Source organism: Hymenobacter agri, from assembly GCF_054778495.1.
This window is the reverse complement of sequence record NZ_BAAGZM010000047.1, coordinates 1-14,228: the sequence shown is the minus strand read 5'-3', so window position 1 is coordinate 14,228 and position 14,228 is coordinate 1. Positions and strand designations below refer to the sequence as shown.

The 14,228-nt window shown below is 61.3% G+C and carries 15 protein-coding genes; 3 read left to right on the top strand and 12 right to left on the bottom strand.

Features of this window, described 5'->3' with window-relative positions; translation table 11 throughout:
- The 7 genes from ACYVDE_RS04675 to ACYVDE_RS04645 form a co-directional block, all read right to left on the bottom strand.
- Positions 1 to 489 (bottom strand): hypothetical protein (locus ACYVDE_RS04675; protein ID WP_460500302.1); only part of this gene is annotated, 489 nt, incomplete at its 3' end.
- A 7-nt stretch (positions 490 to 496) separates the two neighbouring features.
- A complete protein-coding gene (locus ACYVDE_RS04670; RefSeq protein ID WP_198068951.1) occupies positions 497 to 706 on the bottom strand; it encodes a zinc ribbon domain-containing protein YjdM in 210 nt (69 codons plus the stop codon).
- A 22-nt stretch (positions 707 to 728) separates the two neighbouring features.
- On the bottom strand, positions 729 to 1,142 hold the full coding sequence (locus ACYVDE_RS04665; protein WP_460500301.1) for a hypothetical protein: 414 nt from the start codon (positions 1,140 to 1,142) through the stop codon (positions 729 to 731).
- 26 nt (positions 1,143 to 1,168) lie between these two features.
- Positions 1,169 to 2,194, bottom strand: coding sequence for a uroporphyrinogen decarboxylase (gene hemE, locus ACYVDE_RS04660; protein WP_460500300.1), 1,026 nt, complete (start codon positions 2,192 to 2,194; stop codon positions 1,169 to 1,171).
- Between the two features lie 181 nt (positions 2,195 to 2,375).
- Positions 2,376 to 4,823 (bottom strand): outer membrane beta-barrel protein, encoded by a 2,448-nt coding sequence (locus ACYVDE_RS04655; RefSeq protein WP_460500299.1) that lies wholly within the window; start codon positions 4,821 to 4,823, stop codon positions 2,376 to 2,378.
- A 142-nt stretch (positions 4,824 to 4,965) separates the two neighbouring features.
- Positions 4,966 to 5,400 (bottom strand): MarR family winged helix-turn-helix transcriptional regulator, encoded by a 435-nt coding sequence (locus ACYVDE_RS04650; RefSeq protein ID WP_460500298.1) that lies wholly within the window; start codon positions 5,398 to 5,400, stop codon positions 4,966 to 4,968.
- Positions 5,401 to 5,424: 24 nt separating this feature from the next.
- The gene (locus ACYVDE_RS04645; RefSeq protein ID WP_460500297.1) at positions 5,425 to 6,045 is read right to left on the bottom strand and encodes a MarC family protein; all 621 of its coding nucleotides are present in this window, start codon (positions 6,043 to 6,045) and stop codon (positions 5,425 to 5,427) included.
- 203 nt (positions 6,046 to 6,248) lie between these two features.
- Between ACYVDE_RS04645 and purE the strand changes: the two genes are divergently transcribed.
- Together purE and ACYVDE_RS04635 are read left to right on the top strand one after the other, a co-directional pair.
- Complete coding sequence (gene purE, locus ACYVDE_RS04640; RefSeq protein WP_460500303.1) at positions 6,249 to 6,734, top strand: 5-(carboxyamino)imidazole ribonucleotide mutase; 486 nt, start codon at positions 6,249 to 6,251, stop codon at positions 6,732 to 6,734.
- A gap of 84 nt (positions 6,735 to 6,818) precedes the next feature.
- Positions 6,819 to 7,958 (top strand): endonuclease/exonuclease/phosphatase family protein, encoded by a 1,140-nt coding sequence (locus tag ACYVDE_RS04635; RefSeq protein WP_460500296.1) that lies wholly within the window; start codon positions 6,819 to 6,821, stop codon positions 7,956 to 7,958.
- A gap of 66 nt (positions 7,959 to 8,024) precedes the next feature.
- On the opposite strand, the gene ACYVDE_RS04630 is transcribed toward ACYVDE_RS04635, so the two are convergent.
- From ACYVDE_RS04630 to dnaK, 3 genes are all read right to left on the bottom strand, one after another.
- Complete coding sequence (locus ACYVDE_RS04630) at positions 8,025 to 8,687, bottom strand: hypothetical protein (protein WP_460500295.1); 663 nt, start codon at positions 8,685 to 8,687, stop codon at positions 8,025 to 8,027.
- A 105-nt stretch (positions 8,688 to 8,792) separates the two neighbouring features.
- Entirely contained in the window at positions 8,793 to 9,455 is a 663-nt protein-coding gene (locus tag ACYVDE_RS04625; protein WP_460500294.1) for a hypothetical protein, read from the bottom strand.
- Between the two features lie 136 nt (positions 9,456 to 9,591).
- Positions 9,592 to 11,526, bottom strand: coding sequence for an Hsp70 family protein (dnaK, locus tag ACYVDE_RS04620; protein WP_460500293.1), 1,935 nt, complete (start codon positions 11,524 to 11,526; stop codon positions 9,592 to 9,594).
- Between the two features lie 265 nt (positions 11,527 to 11,791).
- On the opposite strand from dnaK, the gene ACYVDE_RS04615 reads away from it, so the two are divergent.
- Positions 11,792 to 12,328, top strand: a complete 537-nt coding sequence (locus tag ACYVDE_RS04615) for a hypothetical protein (protein WP_460500292.1) — start codon at positions 11,792 to 11,794, stop codon at positions 12,326 to 12,328.
- A gap of 9 nt (positions 12,329 to 12,337) precedes the next feature.
- Here the strand turns inward: ACYVDE_RS04615 and ACYVDE_RS04610 are convergent, their stop codons facing one another.
- Complete coding sequence (locus ACYVDE_RS04610; protein WP_460500291.1) at positions 12,338 to 13,297, bottom strand: alpha/beta hydrolase; 960 nt, start codon at positions 13,295 to 13,297, stop codon at positions 12,338 to 12,340.
- Positions 13,298 to 13,445: 148 nt separating this feature from the next.
- Positions 13,446 to 14,030: a pseudouridine synthase family protein gene (locus ACYVDE_RS04605; protein WP_460500290.1), complete on the bottom strand. Its 585-nt coding sequence runs from the start codon at positions 14,028 to 14,030 to the stop codon at positions 13,446 to 13,448.
- Positions 14,031 to 14,228: the final 198 nt, after the last annotated feature.

The window sequence follows — 14,228 nt, the reverse complement described above, 5'->3', positions numbered from 1 at the left end:
GGGCCGGGTGCTCGCCACGGCGTAGCCGGGCGGCACGCGTACGTCGAGTGTGTAGGCGAGCAGGCTGTCCTCATGGCCGGGCCGGAAGGGCACCCAGAGAGCATTGCGGCTGAACTCCAGCACGCGGGCCGTGGCAAACTTGTCCGGCAGCGTGCCGGTGTAGTCAATCGTGATGCGCCGGCGTCGGTGTTTCAGGCCCGGGTAGGCTAGCGCAATGCCCTGCATCGTATCCTGCAAGGCCGGGTAGTAGTAGGGCCGAATGGCCAGGCCGCTCAAGCGCGGGCTGCGCACGCGCCGCACCGCAAACTGCCGGTTTAGGTTGAGCAGCAGGGGGCCGAGGGCCGTGTCGGCGGGTAGCCATAGGGTGTAACGGCTCCGAAACTTCCGGTGGGCCGGGTCGGCCTCCAGGCGAATGCGGGCCCGCGGCCGGCGCTGCGCGCGCGCCGCCAAGCTGCCCAGCACCAGCAACAGGAGGAGCCAATGCTTCATGCCGCGGCTAAGCCTTCTTCAGAAACTCGGTTTTAAGCACCATCGTGCTGCCGCCGGCGCGGCCCTCAATCTCGGCGGCGCTGTTGGTAAGGCGAATGTTCTTCACTAGCGTGCCGCGCTTGAGCGTGAGCGAGGAACCCTTCACTTTGAGGTCTTTGATGAGGGTGACCGAATCGCCTTCGGCGAGCAGGGTGCCGTTGCTGTCTTTTACGTCCATTTTGTAAGGTGTCAATTTAAAATCAACGCCAAGAAGGCGGTGGCCATAAATGCATTGATGACTCTGGCCATATCCGGTGAATTTCATCCAGCAACTTTCTGCCGCCAACTGTTACCGATGATTCGTGAGAAAAGTAAATCAGGAAGCTGAATAACAAATCGGAATACATGTGTTCCAGTCCATTATAACCGAAGACACATTCATCCAATGTCAATTGCCTGACTGTACCGCCTTCTTCTATCTCGTAAAGAGTTGAGACATGAAAGGTTTCGCGCAAGACCTTTTTGACTGCATCATCAAAATGATGAAAGTACTCTTCGTCGTAAACTTCAGCAACATCGGCATCGGTAGAAGCGCGGTAGATAGGAATCCAGCCGAATGGAATTTCGCAATTCCAACGGGCATTCAATTCCAGAATTACTTCATCCTCCGACACTAGCAGATACAGTTAAAGCCGCTGATTTACCCCCGCCACGCCTTCACCGTTTCCACGAATACGCGTACGTTATCCGGATTCGTATCCGGGTACACGCCGTGGCCGAGGTTGGCGATGTGGGGGCCGCCGGCGAACTGGCGTAGCATGGCTTCGGTGGCGGCTTTCACTTGTTCGGGCGTGCCGTAGAGCGCGCAGGGGTCGAGGTTGCCTTGCAGGGTTTTGTCGCCGGCTTCGGTGCGAACCTGGCTGGGCGTTTGGTTCCAGTCGAGGCCGATGGTGCGGCAGGGCATGGCGGCGAACTCGGGCACGGCCCACCAAGCGCCTTTGGCAAACACCGTGACGGGTATCAGCGGAGCCAGCGCCTCGGTAATTTCCTGAATGTAGCGGGCCGAAAACTCGGTGTAGTGCGCGGGCGGCAGAATGCCGGCCCACGAGTCGAACACCTGCACCACCTGCGCGCCGGCCGCCACCTGGGCCTGCAGGTAGGCAATGGTGGTGGCGGTGATTTTGGCCAGCAGGCGGTGGGCCAGCACGGGCTCCTTATACAGGAAGCTGCGGGCTTTCGAGAAGGTTTTTGAGCCGTGGCCCTCAATCATATAGGCCAAAATGGTGAAGGGCGCGCCGGCGAAGCCGATGAGCGGCACGCGGCCGTTCAGGGCTTTTTTGGTGATGCGCAGGGCGTCGAGCACGTAGCCCAGGCCCTCTTCGGGGTCGGGGATGCGGAGCTTGTCGATATCCGCCGCCGATTTGATGGTGGAGGGGAACAGCGGGCCGCGGGCTTCCACCATTTCGTAGGGCAGGCCCATGGCGTCGGGCACCACCAGAATGTCGGAGAAAATGATGGCGGCATCCACGTCGAGCGCGTCGATGGGCTGAATGGTAACTTCGGCGGCCAGCTCGGGGGTTTCGACCAGCTCTTTGAAGCCGGAGAGGCGGGCGCGCAGGGCGCGGTATTCGGGCAGGATGCGGCCGGCCTGGCGCATGAGCCAAACGGGGGTGCGCTCGGTGGCTTCGCCCCGGGCGGCACGCAGGAAAAGGTCGTTTTTCAGCATAAGGAAGCGCAAAGGTACGCCGCCGGAAAGACGGGTTGGTAGAAAGTATACTAGAGAACGTCATGCTGAGCTTGTCGAAGCATCTCTCCTGCGAAAGTAAATACATCACATTGCGCGGGTGAGATGCTTCGACAAGCTCAGCATGACGTTCTCTAGCGCCCAACGATTAAGCGCTAAGTCCTTACCCCGCGCGGCGCTTTTCCTCCTCGGCCCCGCCGCTGCGGCGGCGCGAAGGCGTCAGCTTGTCGTTGCCGAAGCGGTAGCTGAAAGCCAGCGTTACGAAGCGAGTGTCGCGGCGCTGATAGAAGCGCTCCACATAGTTGTCGTAGGTGGAGGTAACGTGCACCGGCCGCGTGTAGAATAGGTCGGCCGCAGTCAGTTTCAGGCTGCCCTTACGGTCCCAAAGGCTTTTTTGTAAGCCGGCGCTTACCTCCCCGTTGGGCTGCTGCACCAAAAAGCCGTACACCTGCTGCGACTCGTAGCTGCCGTTTAGTTCGGCGCTCCAGCCCTTGCCGAAGGTGAAAGTGTGGTTCGAGGTCAACTCCACACTCACACCGCCGCGGTTGAGGTTGGTGCCGGCCAATTCGCCAGTGAAGCGGTTGTAGTACAGCACCGCGTTGTTGTAGGCTTTCCACCACTTCGTGATATCCACCGGGGCCGTGAGGGTGAGAGCGTAGTAGTGCTGCTGAAACAAGTTGCGGGTGGTCGAGAGCACCGTGCTGTCGGTTTCGGGCTGCACCACGCCAATAAGCGGGTTAGTAGTGCGGCTGTAGCTCAGGCCGAGGCTGTATTTCTGCCGAAAAGTGTGCGTCAGCTCCACGTTGTAGCTGGTTTGGGGCAGTAGGGTGGGGTTGCCACTTCCAAAGGTGGTACGGTCGATAATCTGGCGAAACGGGTTCAGCTGCCCGTAGCTGGGCCGGTCGATGCGCCGGCTTAGCGACAGGGCCAGCTCGTGGTTGTCGCTGAGCTGGCGCTTCACGGCCGCACTCGGAAACAACTGGAAGTAGTTGCGCATGAAATCCTTAAATTCTACCTCCCGGTCTTGCCGGCCTACGGCGTGGGTGTGCTCGCCGCGCAGGCCTGCCTGCAGCGTCAGCTTCGGCTGGCTGTAGTTCAAGTTAACGTAGCCCGCGTTGATGTTCTCATCGTAGCGGAAGCGGTTTGAGCGGTTCAAATCCAGTACGTTGTCCGTAAAAAACTTCAGGTCGTTATCGGCCGTCACCAAGCTGGCTTTGGCCCCCGCCTCCAGCCGCAGCCGCTTGCTGAGCGGGTGCGTGTAGTCCACTTTTGCCGACTGAATGGCCAGGCGGCCCTGCTGGTCGCTGCTGCTGGCCTGGTCGGGCTCATTCACCCGATAGGTGGTTAGCAGCTGGTTGCGGCTGCTGCGGTAGCGGGCGTAGTCCATATCGGCCGTCAGCTCCTGCGGGCCAAACTCGTTGGCGTAAGTGTGCCGGAAGTTGAGATTGGCCGCCGCGTTGTTCAAAAAGCCATTGCTGGTATTCACGGAATTATAGGTCTGCTCGGTGCCGCGCACCACGTCGCGCAGCACTGAAGAATTGGTGCCGTCGGCCGTGTTGTGGTTATTGACGCCACTGGCCACCATGCCCACCGTCGTGCGCTCCGACAGGTTGTAGTCGAGGCCGCCGCGCCAGTTGTGCGCGCGTTGGCGGTTGGGCAGGCGGTTATCCTGGTCGGTGGTGCCGGTTAGGGGCCTTTCGGTGCCGGTGGGGCGGCCGTAAAAGTCGCGGTGAATAGTAAGCAGGGCCAGTCCCGACCGGTCGGCATAGTTGTAAGAGCCGAACAGGTTCAGGTTCTTCCGGCGGTGGTTCAAGCTCAGGCCGCCGGTGTATTTGTCGTACTGGCTGCGGCCGTAGGTCAGGTTCAGGGTGCCATTGGTGCCCAGTCGCTGGTCCTTTTTTAGGTTGATGGCGATGATGCCCGCGCCGCCTTGTGCGTCGTATTTGGCCGGCGGGTTCGTTATCAGCTCAATGCTCTTCAATTGGTCGGCGGGCAGGGCGCGGAGGTAGTCGGCCAGCTCGGTGCCGGTCATGGGCTGGCGCTTGCCGTCGATGAGCACCAGTACGCCCTGGCGGCCGCGCAGGGCCAGGTTGTCGCTGCCATCCACGGTCACGCCCGGCGCACGGCGCAGCACATCGAGCGAGGTGTTGCCGGCTGCCAGCGTCGAGCCTTCCACGTTCACGATGGTGCGGTCGGCCTCGCGCTCATACAGTGGCTTCTGGCCCAGCACCGTCACTTCCTTGAGCTGGGTGGCGGCGCTGGTGGCGAGCTGCATGGTGGGCAGCTCCATGGTTTGGCCCGCCACGGCAAACGGCTGGCTCCAGCGCCGCTCAAACCCCACCTGCGCCGCCGACACCAGGTAGCGCCCCGCCGCGGCCCGCTCAAATAAGAATGCCCCACGGGCATCGCTGAATTCGGTTTTCACCACGGCCGAGTCGGTGGCGCGGTGCAGGGTCACGGTGGCAAATTCGACGGGGCTGTTGCCAGCACTCTGCACGGTACCGCGCACGTCGGTGCTGGCTTGGGCATGGGCGGCCGGTCGGGCCAGCAGGGCCAGCGTGGTGGTGAGCAGGCCAATAGTGGCCATGGGGCTGAAAGCACATTTCATCATCGGAGCAGATTGGAGGTGAAAAGAGAAAGCAGAATGAGCATGAAGTCGGAATGCGAGACAAAGATTATGATGTATCATAAAGGTTGCATTGAGCTGGCAATACCGCCCGAAGCAGCGGTACGTTACTCATCCCCGAAAAATATTATTCAGCCCCCGGGGTGCAATTGCCGGCAATGCGCTCCAGAACTTGCTGGAGCAGCGTCAGGTCGGTGGCCGATACGCCCGCCAGCGCCCGGGCTCGGTTACTCAGCACCAAGGGCTGCACGGCGGCCAGCATGCGATGGCCGGCTTCGCTCACGCGCAGCCTGGCGCGGCGGCCGTCGTGGGGTAGGGGCACAGTCGAGAGCAAGCCCCGCTTGATGAGCAGGCCCAGCATGCGCGCCACCGAGGCCTGGTCCTTAAATACCCGCTCCGCGATTTCGTGCTGCGTAAGGTCGTCGTGCTCGAGCAGCACTTGTAGCACCAGCCACTGGTCGATGGTGATATCCAGCCCGGCCCGGTCGATATTGGCCTGAGCCATGCGCCGGTAGCTGCGAATAGCCTTGTCGAGCGAGTAGAAAATGACGGAATCGAGCATGGGCCGGTAAAGGTAGCGACGAGCTTACCGCGTGAGCCCCGGAAACAGCACGCCGATGGCCGACGCCAGAAAGTTGACCCCGATGGCCAGCGTGATGAAACCCATGATGCGCGACATGGCCGCCATGCCCGGCTTGCCGAGCACGCGGGTGAGGCGCAGCGAGAAAATGAGCACGATGAAAGCCGCCAGCGCCACCAGCGCGAAGCCGGCCACGGTCATGGCTTTATCAATATAAGTGGGGCGGATGAGGCCGATGCAAATGGCCATCGAGCCCGGGCCCGAGAGCATGGGCATGGCCAGCGGCGTGAAGCTGATGTCGTCTTTCTGCTTGCTTTCTTCGAGGGCTTCGGGGCCCACGCGGTCGCGGTTGGCACCGGGCGTGAGCAGGTCGAAGGCCGAGCGCATGAGCAGGATGCCGCCGGCAATGCGCAGGTGCTGAATGTTGATGCCGAAGAAGTTGAGGATGTACTGCCCGCCGAAAAACGCCACGCTCAGCACGGCCACCATGTAGATGCAGGCCCGCAGGGCGGTGCGGGCGCGCTCCGAGGCCCGGTCGTCGGCCGTGAGGGTGAGAAAAACCGGCATCGCCCCAAATGGGTTGACGATGGAAAACAGGGTGGTGAAGGTGAGAAGCAGAATTTCCATGGGGCGTAAAGGTAAGCGCCGGAGCGAACCGAAGGGAAATGCCCTATTTTGCGCGGCCTTGCGGCCACAATGCCTCCCGCACGGCCTATTCCTGAATTAATCCGCGCTTCGATTTCATGTTTCCTGATTCTCCTGCTTCTGCCGCCGCCAGCGGCCCGGCCGACGACCGGCCCACCACCGAAACCCCCCTCGTGGGCATCATCATGGGTTCGAAGTCGGACCTGAAAATCATGTCGGCCGCCGCCGATTTGCTCCGGCAGTTCAACATTGCCTACGAAATCACGCTCGTGTCGCCGCACCGCACGCCGCACCGCATGGTGGAATATGCCGAAAGCGCCCGCAAGCGCGGCCTGCGCGTGCTCATCGCCGGTGGGGGCGGGGCGGCGCACCTGCCGGGCATGGTGGCGGCCTTCACCACGCTGCCCGTTATCGGGGTGCCCATCAACAGCACGCTGTCCATTCAGGGGCTCGATTCCATTCTGAGCATGATTCAGATGCCGGCCGGCACGCCCGTGGCCACCGTGGGCCTCGACAACGCCACCAATGCCGCCGTGCTGGCCACCCAGATGCTGGCCATCAACAACGCCCGCCTCACCGATGCGCTGGAGAAATACCGCACCACGCTCAAAGACCGGGTGATGCGCACGATTGAAGAACTGCGTAAAGGCGGTTTTCAGGACGACCTGTAAGCTCATTATCCGGAGCCGCTGCCAGCGTGCAGCGTCGCCCCGATGGTCGGTTCTGCTTTCCTTATTCCCACCCTGCTGCTATTCATGCCCACGTTTCTTACTGTACTATTGACGGCCGGCCAGTGGGCCGTCTGGCTCGTTGGGGGCATCGCCTTGCTAGCCACGTTGCTACCACTGCTGCGCCACACCGCGTGGTGGATACGCGTGTGCGACTTTCCGCGCCTCCAGATTGTGCTGGCCCTGGTGCTCACGCTGCTGGCGGGGCTGGGCCTGGGGGCGGCCAGCGCCGGCCGCTGGCAGCAGGGGTTTCTGCTGGCGCTGGCAGTGGCTGCCGTGTACCAGGTGCGGCGCATTGTGCCCTACACGCGACTGGTAAGCAAAGACGTGGCCGATAGTACCCGCACCCACCACCCCGACGCCGAATTCAGCCTCACGGTGATGAACGTGCTGCAATACAACCGCCAAGGCCAGCTCGCGCTGGACACGGTGCGCGCCGCCGACCCCGACGTCATCATGGCCGTTGAAACCGACGAGTGGTGGCACCAGCAACTAAAGCCGCTCGAAGAAACCCACCCCTACACCTGCCACGAGCCTCTCGACAACACCTACGGCCTGCTGTTTTTCTCGCGCCTGCCGCTGAAGTCCTGCCAGATTAAGTACCTGCTCGACGACGACATTCCCTCGCTGCACACCCACGTGCAGCTGCCCGATGGCCAAACCTGGGTGCGCCTCTACGGCCTGCACCCCAAGCCGCCCGCGCCCCAGGAATCGAAAACCAGCACCCGGCGCGATGCCGAGCTGCTGCTGGTGGGCAAGGAAGTAGACCGCCGCGACGAGCCCACTATTGTGTTCGGTGATATGAACGACGTGGCCTGGTCGCACACCTCCGAGCTGTTCCGGCGGGTGTCGGGGCTGCTCGACCCGCGCGTGGGCCGGGGCCTGATGCCCACCTTCCACGCCGACTACCGGCTGCTGCGCTGGCCGCTCGACCATATTTTCGTGTCGCCGCATTTTCAGGTGGTCGATATGCGCCGGCTGCCGCACGTCGGTTCCGACCATTTCCCCATTTTTGTGCGTCTCAGCTACGAGCCCCGGCACAAAGCCGTACAGGAAGCCAACGCCGAGCAAGCCGACGCGGCCGACCGCGCCGAAGCCGACGAAAAAATTGCCGAAGGCTTTGCCGAAGAATCGGAAGAGGAGCTGGAAACCAAAACGAGCAGCTAAGCTGAGAGTAGCGGCCAACAAAAAAGCCGCCCGGCAGGGGCGGCTTTTTTGTTGGCCAGTAGCGGGCTATTTGGCCGCGGTGGCTTTTTTCTTGGTCACCAATTCGACGGGCATAAAATCAGTGGCCGGCACCTGGCGGCCGTTGGCGCCCACGTACTGCGGGCGAAGCTGCACCACGAGGCGGCGGTTGGCGGCCGTGAAATCGGTGAGGCCGGCGGCGAAGGCGGCGGGCGTGCTGCCGGCCAGCTGCTCGGGCTTCACGTTGAGGTCGACGGTGATGGGTAGCGTTTCGATGGCGCTGGCTTCGAGCTGCATGCCCGTGCCGGTGGTGCCGGCAGTGAGCTCCTTGCCATCGAGCAGTAGCTTGTAATCGAGCTGCTTCAGCTGCACGCTGGTAGCGGTGGGGTTTTTGGCATACACGCGCATGACGAGGTGCAGCGGCAGGTTGCCCGAGGCCAGCGCGGTTTGCAGCTTGGCTTGCTGCGGCGATTCGAGGTCGCTGGCCTGGCGCACAAACAGAATGTCCTGGCCGCCGAGCTTGGCTTCGTCCACGAAGTTGAGGCGGTATTGCATCAGGGAGTAGGCCTCATTTTCGAGGGCTTCGGTCGAGACATTTTTGCCCGAGGGCTTGTCTTTCACTTGCTCGCTCACGCTGCAAGCGTTGGCGGCGATGAGCAGGGCGCCCAAAGCCAGGGCGCGGGCGGGAAACCGGAGAGAAGAAACTTTCATAAAAAGAGAATCGGAAAATCGAAGCGGCAAACGGCCGGCAAAATTACGCAGTGCCTTGCGCGTGCTTACGCGAATGCTGCGCCAATGGCTGCAAAGGTAGTCCCGCTACTGCGGCAGTACCCACACGCGCAGGGCAATCCAGAAAATGAAAGCAGAAACTCCCAGCGTCAGGATACGCAGGCCATGCACCCGGTCTTGGGCTGTGTGAGCGTATATCTGCCGGCCATCACCCAGCGTTTTCCTGCTGTTATACAGATTCCAGCCGATGATGATGGACAAGAGGCCGCCCAGCAGCGCCAGCCCATAGCCCCACCGGATGAGGCTGTTGCTGGAAGGCTCGGGCTTGGCCGCTTCGGCCACGCGGTGCTCACGCAACAGCCGCACCGCATCTACGGACACATCCCGGCCCCGCTGCCGTAGCAGCTGCCCGGCCAGCGTCACATCGAGCGGGCTCCATTCGTCGGGCTTGGCCAGCAGGTCGAACAGCTCGGCGTCGGAGAAAGTGAACAGGTAATGGTCGGGGCTGAGGTTGGCGAGGGCGTCGCGGTTGGCGTCTTCCTGCAAGCGGCGCACCCATTCAAAATCAGCGCCGTGCAGCTTCACCACGAAGGTAGCGTAGGTGTTGTTGAAGGTAAAAGCCGGGTTGAACACCGGCTCGCCGGTATCGGTGGCCGTTTCAAACGGAATCTCGCGTTGCCGCAGCATTGCCAGCAGCGGCTGCGACGCCTCGGCCGAGGGAAAGGACTGAAAGGGTAGAAAATCACTCATAGAAACCGGAAAGGTGGCACTGGCAGCCGCGGGCAATAATAACGCAAAAAGGCCGGAAGCTAACGCCTCCGGCCTTTCAATGTCAACGGAACTCCGAATCAGTGTAATCCGTCAAATCCGTTAAAATCGGCGGTCCTTATTTACCGTCAACTTCTTCGTAGTCCACGTCGGTTACGTGGTCGCCGGCGGGCTGGCCGTTGCCACCCTGGGCACCGTCGCCACCGGGGAAACCACCGCCACCGGGCTGGCCACCTTCAGCGCCACCGGCCGCATACATTTCCTGCGAGGCCGCCTGCCAGGCCGCGTTAATGGCCTCCATGGCCGAGTCGATGCGGGCGAGGTCTTTGGCTTCGTGGGCCGATTTGAGGTCGGCCAGAGCGCCTTCGATGGCGGTTTTGTTGCCGCCGCTCAGCTTTTCACCGTACTCCTTCAACTGCTTCTCGGTCTGGAAAATCATCGAGTCGGCGGCGTTCACCTTGCTGATGCGCTCGGTTTCAGCTTTGTCGGCTTCGGCGTTGGCGGCCGCTTCATCGCGCATGCGCTTGATGTCGGCGTCGCTCAGGCCGCTGCTGGCCTCGATGCGGATTTTCTGCTCCTTGCCGGTGCCTTTGTCCTTGGCGGTTACGTTCAGGATGCCGTTGGCGTCGATGTCGAAGATTACTTCAATCTGCGGCACGCCACGGGGTGCGGGCGGAATGCTGTCGAGGTGGAACTTGCCGATGGTGCGGTTCTGCGAAGCCAGCGGACGCTCGCCTTGCAGCACGTGGATTTCCACCGAAGGCTGGTTATCGGAAGCCGTGGAGAAGGTTTCCGATTTTTTGGTCGGGATGGTCGTGTTCGACTCGATGAGCTTGGTCATCACGCCGCCCATCGTCTCGATGCCGAGCGACAGCGGGGTCACGTCGAGCAGCAGCACGTCCTTCACCTCGCCGGTGAGCACACCGCCCTGAATAGCAGCCCCGATGGCCACCACTTCGTCGGGGTTCACACCCTTCGAAGGCTTCTTGCCGAAGAACTTCTCTACTTCCTCCTGAATGCGGGGGATGCGGGTCGAACCACCCACGAGGATAACCTCGTCGATATCCGACGTGCTCAGGCCGGCATCCTGCAGAGCCTTTTTCACCGGGTCCATCGAGCGGCGCACGAGGTCGTCGGCGAGCTGCTCAAACTTGGCGCGGCTCAGCTTCACCACCAAGTGCTTGGGGCCCGAGGCCGTGGCGGTGATGTAGGGCAGGTTGATTTCGGTTTCGGTCGAGCTGGAGAGCTCCACTTTGGCTTTCTCGGCGGCTTCTTTCAGGCGCTGCAGGGCCATGGGGTCTTTGCGCAGGTCGAGGCCTTCGTTTTCGCTGCTGAACTGGTCAGCGAGGAAGTTAATGATAACCTGGTCGAAGTCGTCGCCGCCGAGGTGGGTGTCACCGTTGGTGCTCAGCACTTCAAACACACCGTCGCCGAGTTCCAGGATGGAGATATCGAATGTACCACCACCGAGGTCGTACACGGCGATTTTCTGGTCTTTGTGCTTCTTGTCGAGGCCGTAAGCCAGGGCAGCAGCCGTAGGCTCGTTGATGATGCGCTTCACGTCGAGGCCGGCGATGGCACCTGCCTCTTTGGTGGCCTGGCGTTGGGCGTCGTTGAAGTAAGCCGGGACCGTGATAACGGCTTCGGTTACGGTCGTGCCGAGGTAGTCCTCAGCGGTTTGCTTCATTTTCTGGAGCACCATGGCCGAGATTTCCTGCGGCGTGTAGTTGCGGTCGCCGATTTTCACGGCCACCGTGTTGTTGGTGCCGCCCACCACGTCGTAGGCCACGTGCTTCGTTTCGGCACCCACCTCGTTGAAGTGGCGGCCCATGAAGCGCTTGATGCTGGCGATGGTATTCTTGGGGTTGGTTACGGCCTGGCGCTTGGCGGGGTCGCCCACCTTGCGCTCGCCCTTGCCGTTGTCGAGAAACGCGACGATAGACGGCGTGGTGCGGCGGCCTTCGCTGTTCGGAATCACAACGGGTTCGTTGCCTTCCATCACGGCCACGCACGAGTTGGTGGTGCCGAGGTCAATGCCGATGATTTTGCCCATGAGGGGTGTGTTGGTTAAGGTTGAGAGTGGAATGTGTCAGGTAAAAGCCGCTTTGCAGCTGCTGCCGGGGGATTACAAGCAACGTACCAGCACCGTTTTGGTGACAGTTTGTCACCGGTTCGGCGGCTAGGGCGGATGTTATCCGACGCAGTGGCGGAATTTGTTGCAAACGGCCAAAATTTTCCTGACAAGGGGGCGGAAAGGGCGCTTGCTACTATGTGCCGCAACTGGTGCGTCAGCTACCTTAAGAAGCCAGAACAGCACTGTGGCTGTTGGTTTCGCAGCCCATCAAATGAAACGATTGTGGAGAAAAATATCTGAAGGAGCCCTTCTGCTGGTAATTATACCGGTGATTTTGCTGTGCATCGTATTGCTCATTCCTATTATTCCATTCTTTTTGCTCTACGCTTACATCAGCGATAAGCAATTTGAAAAAAGCTACAAACAGTTTTTAGCGCGAATGAATGGGGCTTGTTTCTTCTGCTACAACAGTCGCAAAAGCAGTGTTGAATTTGCCCGAGATGTTATTGCGCCGGAATTAGCCCCGTCTGTGCACATTGTATTTGTAGACGGTAAGAAAGTTGAATTTGGCGCTGATAGTAAGTACATTTCAAAAATGCTTTACAGCATTAAAGAGCGAAAAGGGTTTCCATACTTACTCAAAATTGAGGGCGGGGAACTACACGACTTATCCGTCAATAATCAGTTCTACAGCATCATGATTGGCCGCAAGCCAATAGCGCCACTGCTACAAAGAATTAATTTATTCTTTGAAGAAGCCGCACAGAATACCGCGAATTAGAAAGCGACTTCAGCGGCTCAGAAACGCCCGCGTCTGCTGCTCCCAATCGGCGGAGTAGCGGTGCCAGTAGGGCTCGTGGCCGACGCCGGGGAAATCGTGGCGGGTTTTGGGGCCGGCGAGGTGAGTGAAGATGGCATCGGTTTCGGCGCGGGTCACGCGCGGGTCGGCAGTGCCCCAGAGCAGGAGGGTGGGCGTGTGGATTTGGCTGGCGTAGTGCTCGGCGTTGAGGCCAAAGGCCCAGAAGCCATTTTGCGCGCCGCCCCAAAACACCAGCAAATCGGCCAGCGGGAAGCCGGGCACGTGCATGGAGGCGAAGCGGTTGTAGGCCGTCTGGCGCATGTTGCCGTAGGGGCATTCGAGGATATTGGCGGTGGGGCGCACGCCCAGCTCTGCCTCGGCCCGCATGATGGCCACGGCACCCATGCTCACGCCGTAAAGAATCAGGTTTTTGGTTTTAGATGATAGGCTTTGTGCTGACGTTGAATCCTTTAGCCAATGGAATACCGCCGCCACGTCATCGGCCTCGCGGTAGCCTACGGTGGTGCGGAAGCCGGCGGAGTTGCCGTTGCCGGCCTGGTCGACGAGCAGCACGTTGTAGCCCAGGCGGCGAAAGTAGCCGGCCTCGTGGGTGAGGTGCGGCTTGCTGCTGGTGTAGCCGTGGAACAGGGCCACGGTGCCGCGCGCCCGGCCGCTGTCGGTGCTGGCATACCAGGCTTCGAGCGGGCCGTTTGGGCTGGCGATGGTGACAGTTTCGACCGGGAAGCCGGGTTTGGGGCCTTTTTGGGGCTTGGGGTTGCGGATGCCGGTGAGCAGCAGCCACAGCTTCTGGCCGGGGCCGAGCTGCTCGGGATTGGGCGAGTGCAGGCCGGGCTCGTTGGCGAAGTGGGTGAAGCGCCAGGCGTGGAAAAAGGCCACGGCGTTCATGGCGGTGAAGACGACGAGCAGGAAATAGAGTAGGCGTCGTTTCATGCGGGTAACCTCACCCCGGCCCCTCTCCTTGGGGAGAGGGGAGCCACGGCGGCCTGTGGTAAAGAGGTAATGTAGAGTCGGAGCTTGAATAATTGTCTGACTCCCCTCTCCCCGAGGAGAGGAGCCGCCCCGGAAGGGTCTCGTGAGGTCAACGCCGCAGTGCCCCGCTTATTTTCCGCAGCGCCTGCACCTCGTCGGGCGTGAGGTCGCGCCACTGGCCGGGCTGCAGCTCGCCCAGTCCTAGCGGGCCGATGGCTGCCCGCACCAGTCGCAGGCAGGGCAGGCCCACGGCCGCGCACATCTTGCGCACCTGGCGGTTCATGCCCTGCGAAATCTGAATTTCAAGCCAGCTGGTGGGGATGCTGGCCCGGTAGCGGATGGGCGGGTGGCGCGGCCACAGGTGGGCCGGCTCCGTCATTTCGGCCGCTTGGCCGGGGGCGGTGAAGCCTTCCTTTATCTGCACGCCGCGGCGCAGCTGCTGCAAAGCCGTTTCCGAAACCGTGCCTTCGACCTGCGCCCAGTAGGTTTTCGGGACTTTGAATTTGGGGTCGCTGAGGCGGTGTTGCAGCTGCTTGTCGTCGGTGAGCAGGAGCAGGCCCTCGCTGTCGAAGTCGAGCCGGCCCACGGGATACACGTTGGGCACGGGCACAAAGTCCTTGAGCGTGGCGCGGCCGTGCTCGTCGGTGAAATGGGTGAGGACTTCGTAGGGCTTGTTGAGAAGGATGTAACGCATAGTAGCGCGGACTTTTAGTCCGCGAGTAAGAACAGGACGAAAGCAGCAATTGCCAATGGATGCGGTGCCATCGCAGACTAAAAGTCCGCGCTACTGCTCCCACCACCGCTCCTGCGGTAGGGCAGCCCCGAGCGTCACCGGCTCGCCCAGGTGCGGCGTGGTGATGACCTGGCCCAGCCGCGCCGCCTCGGCGGTGGC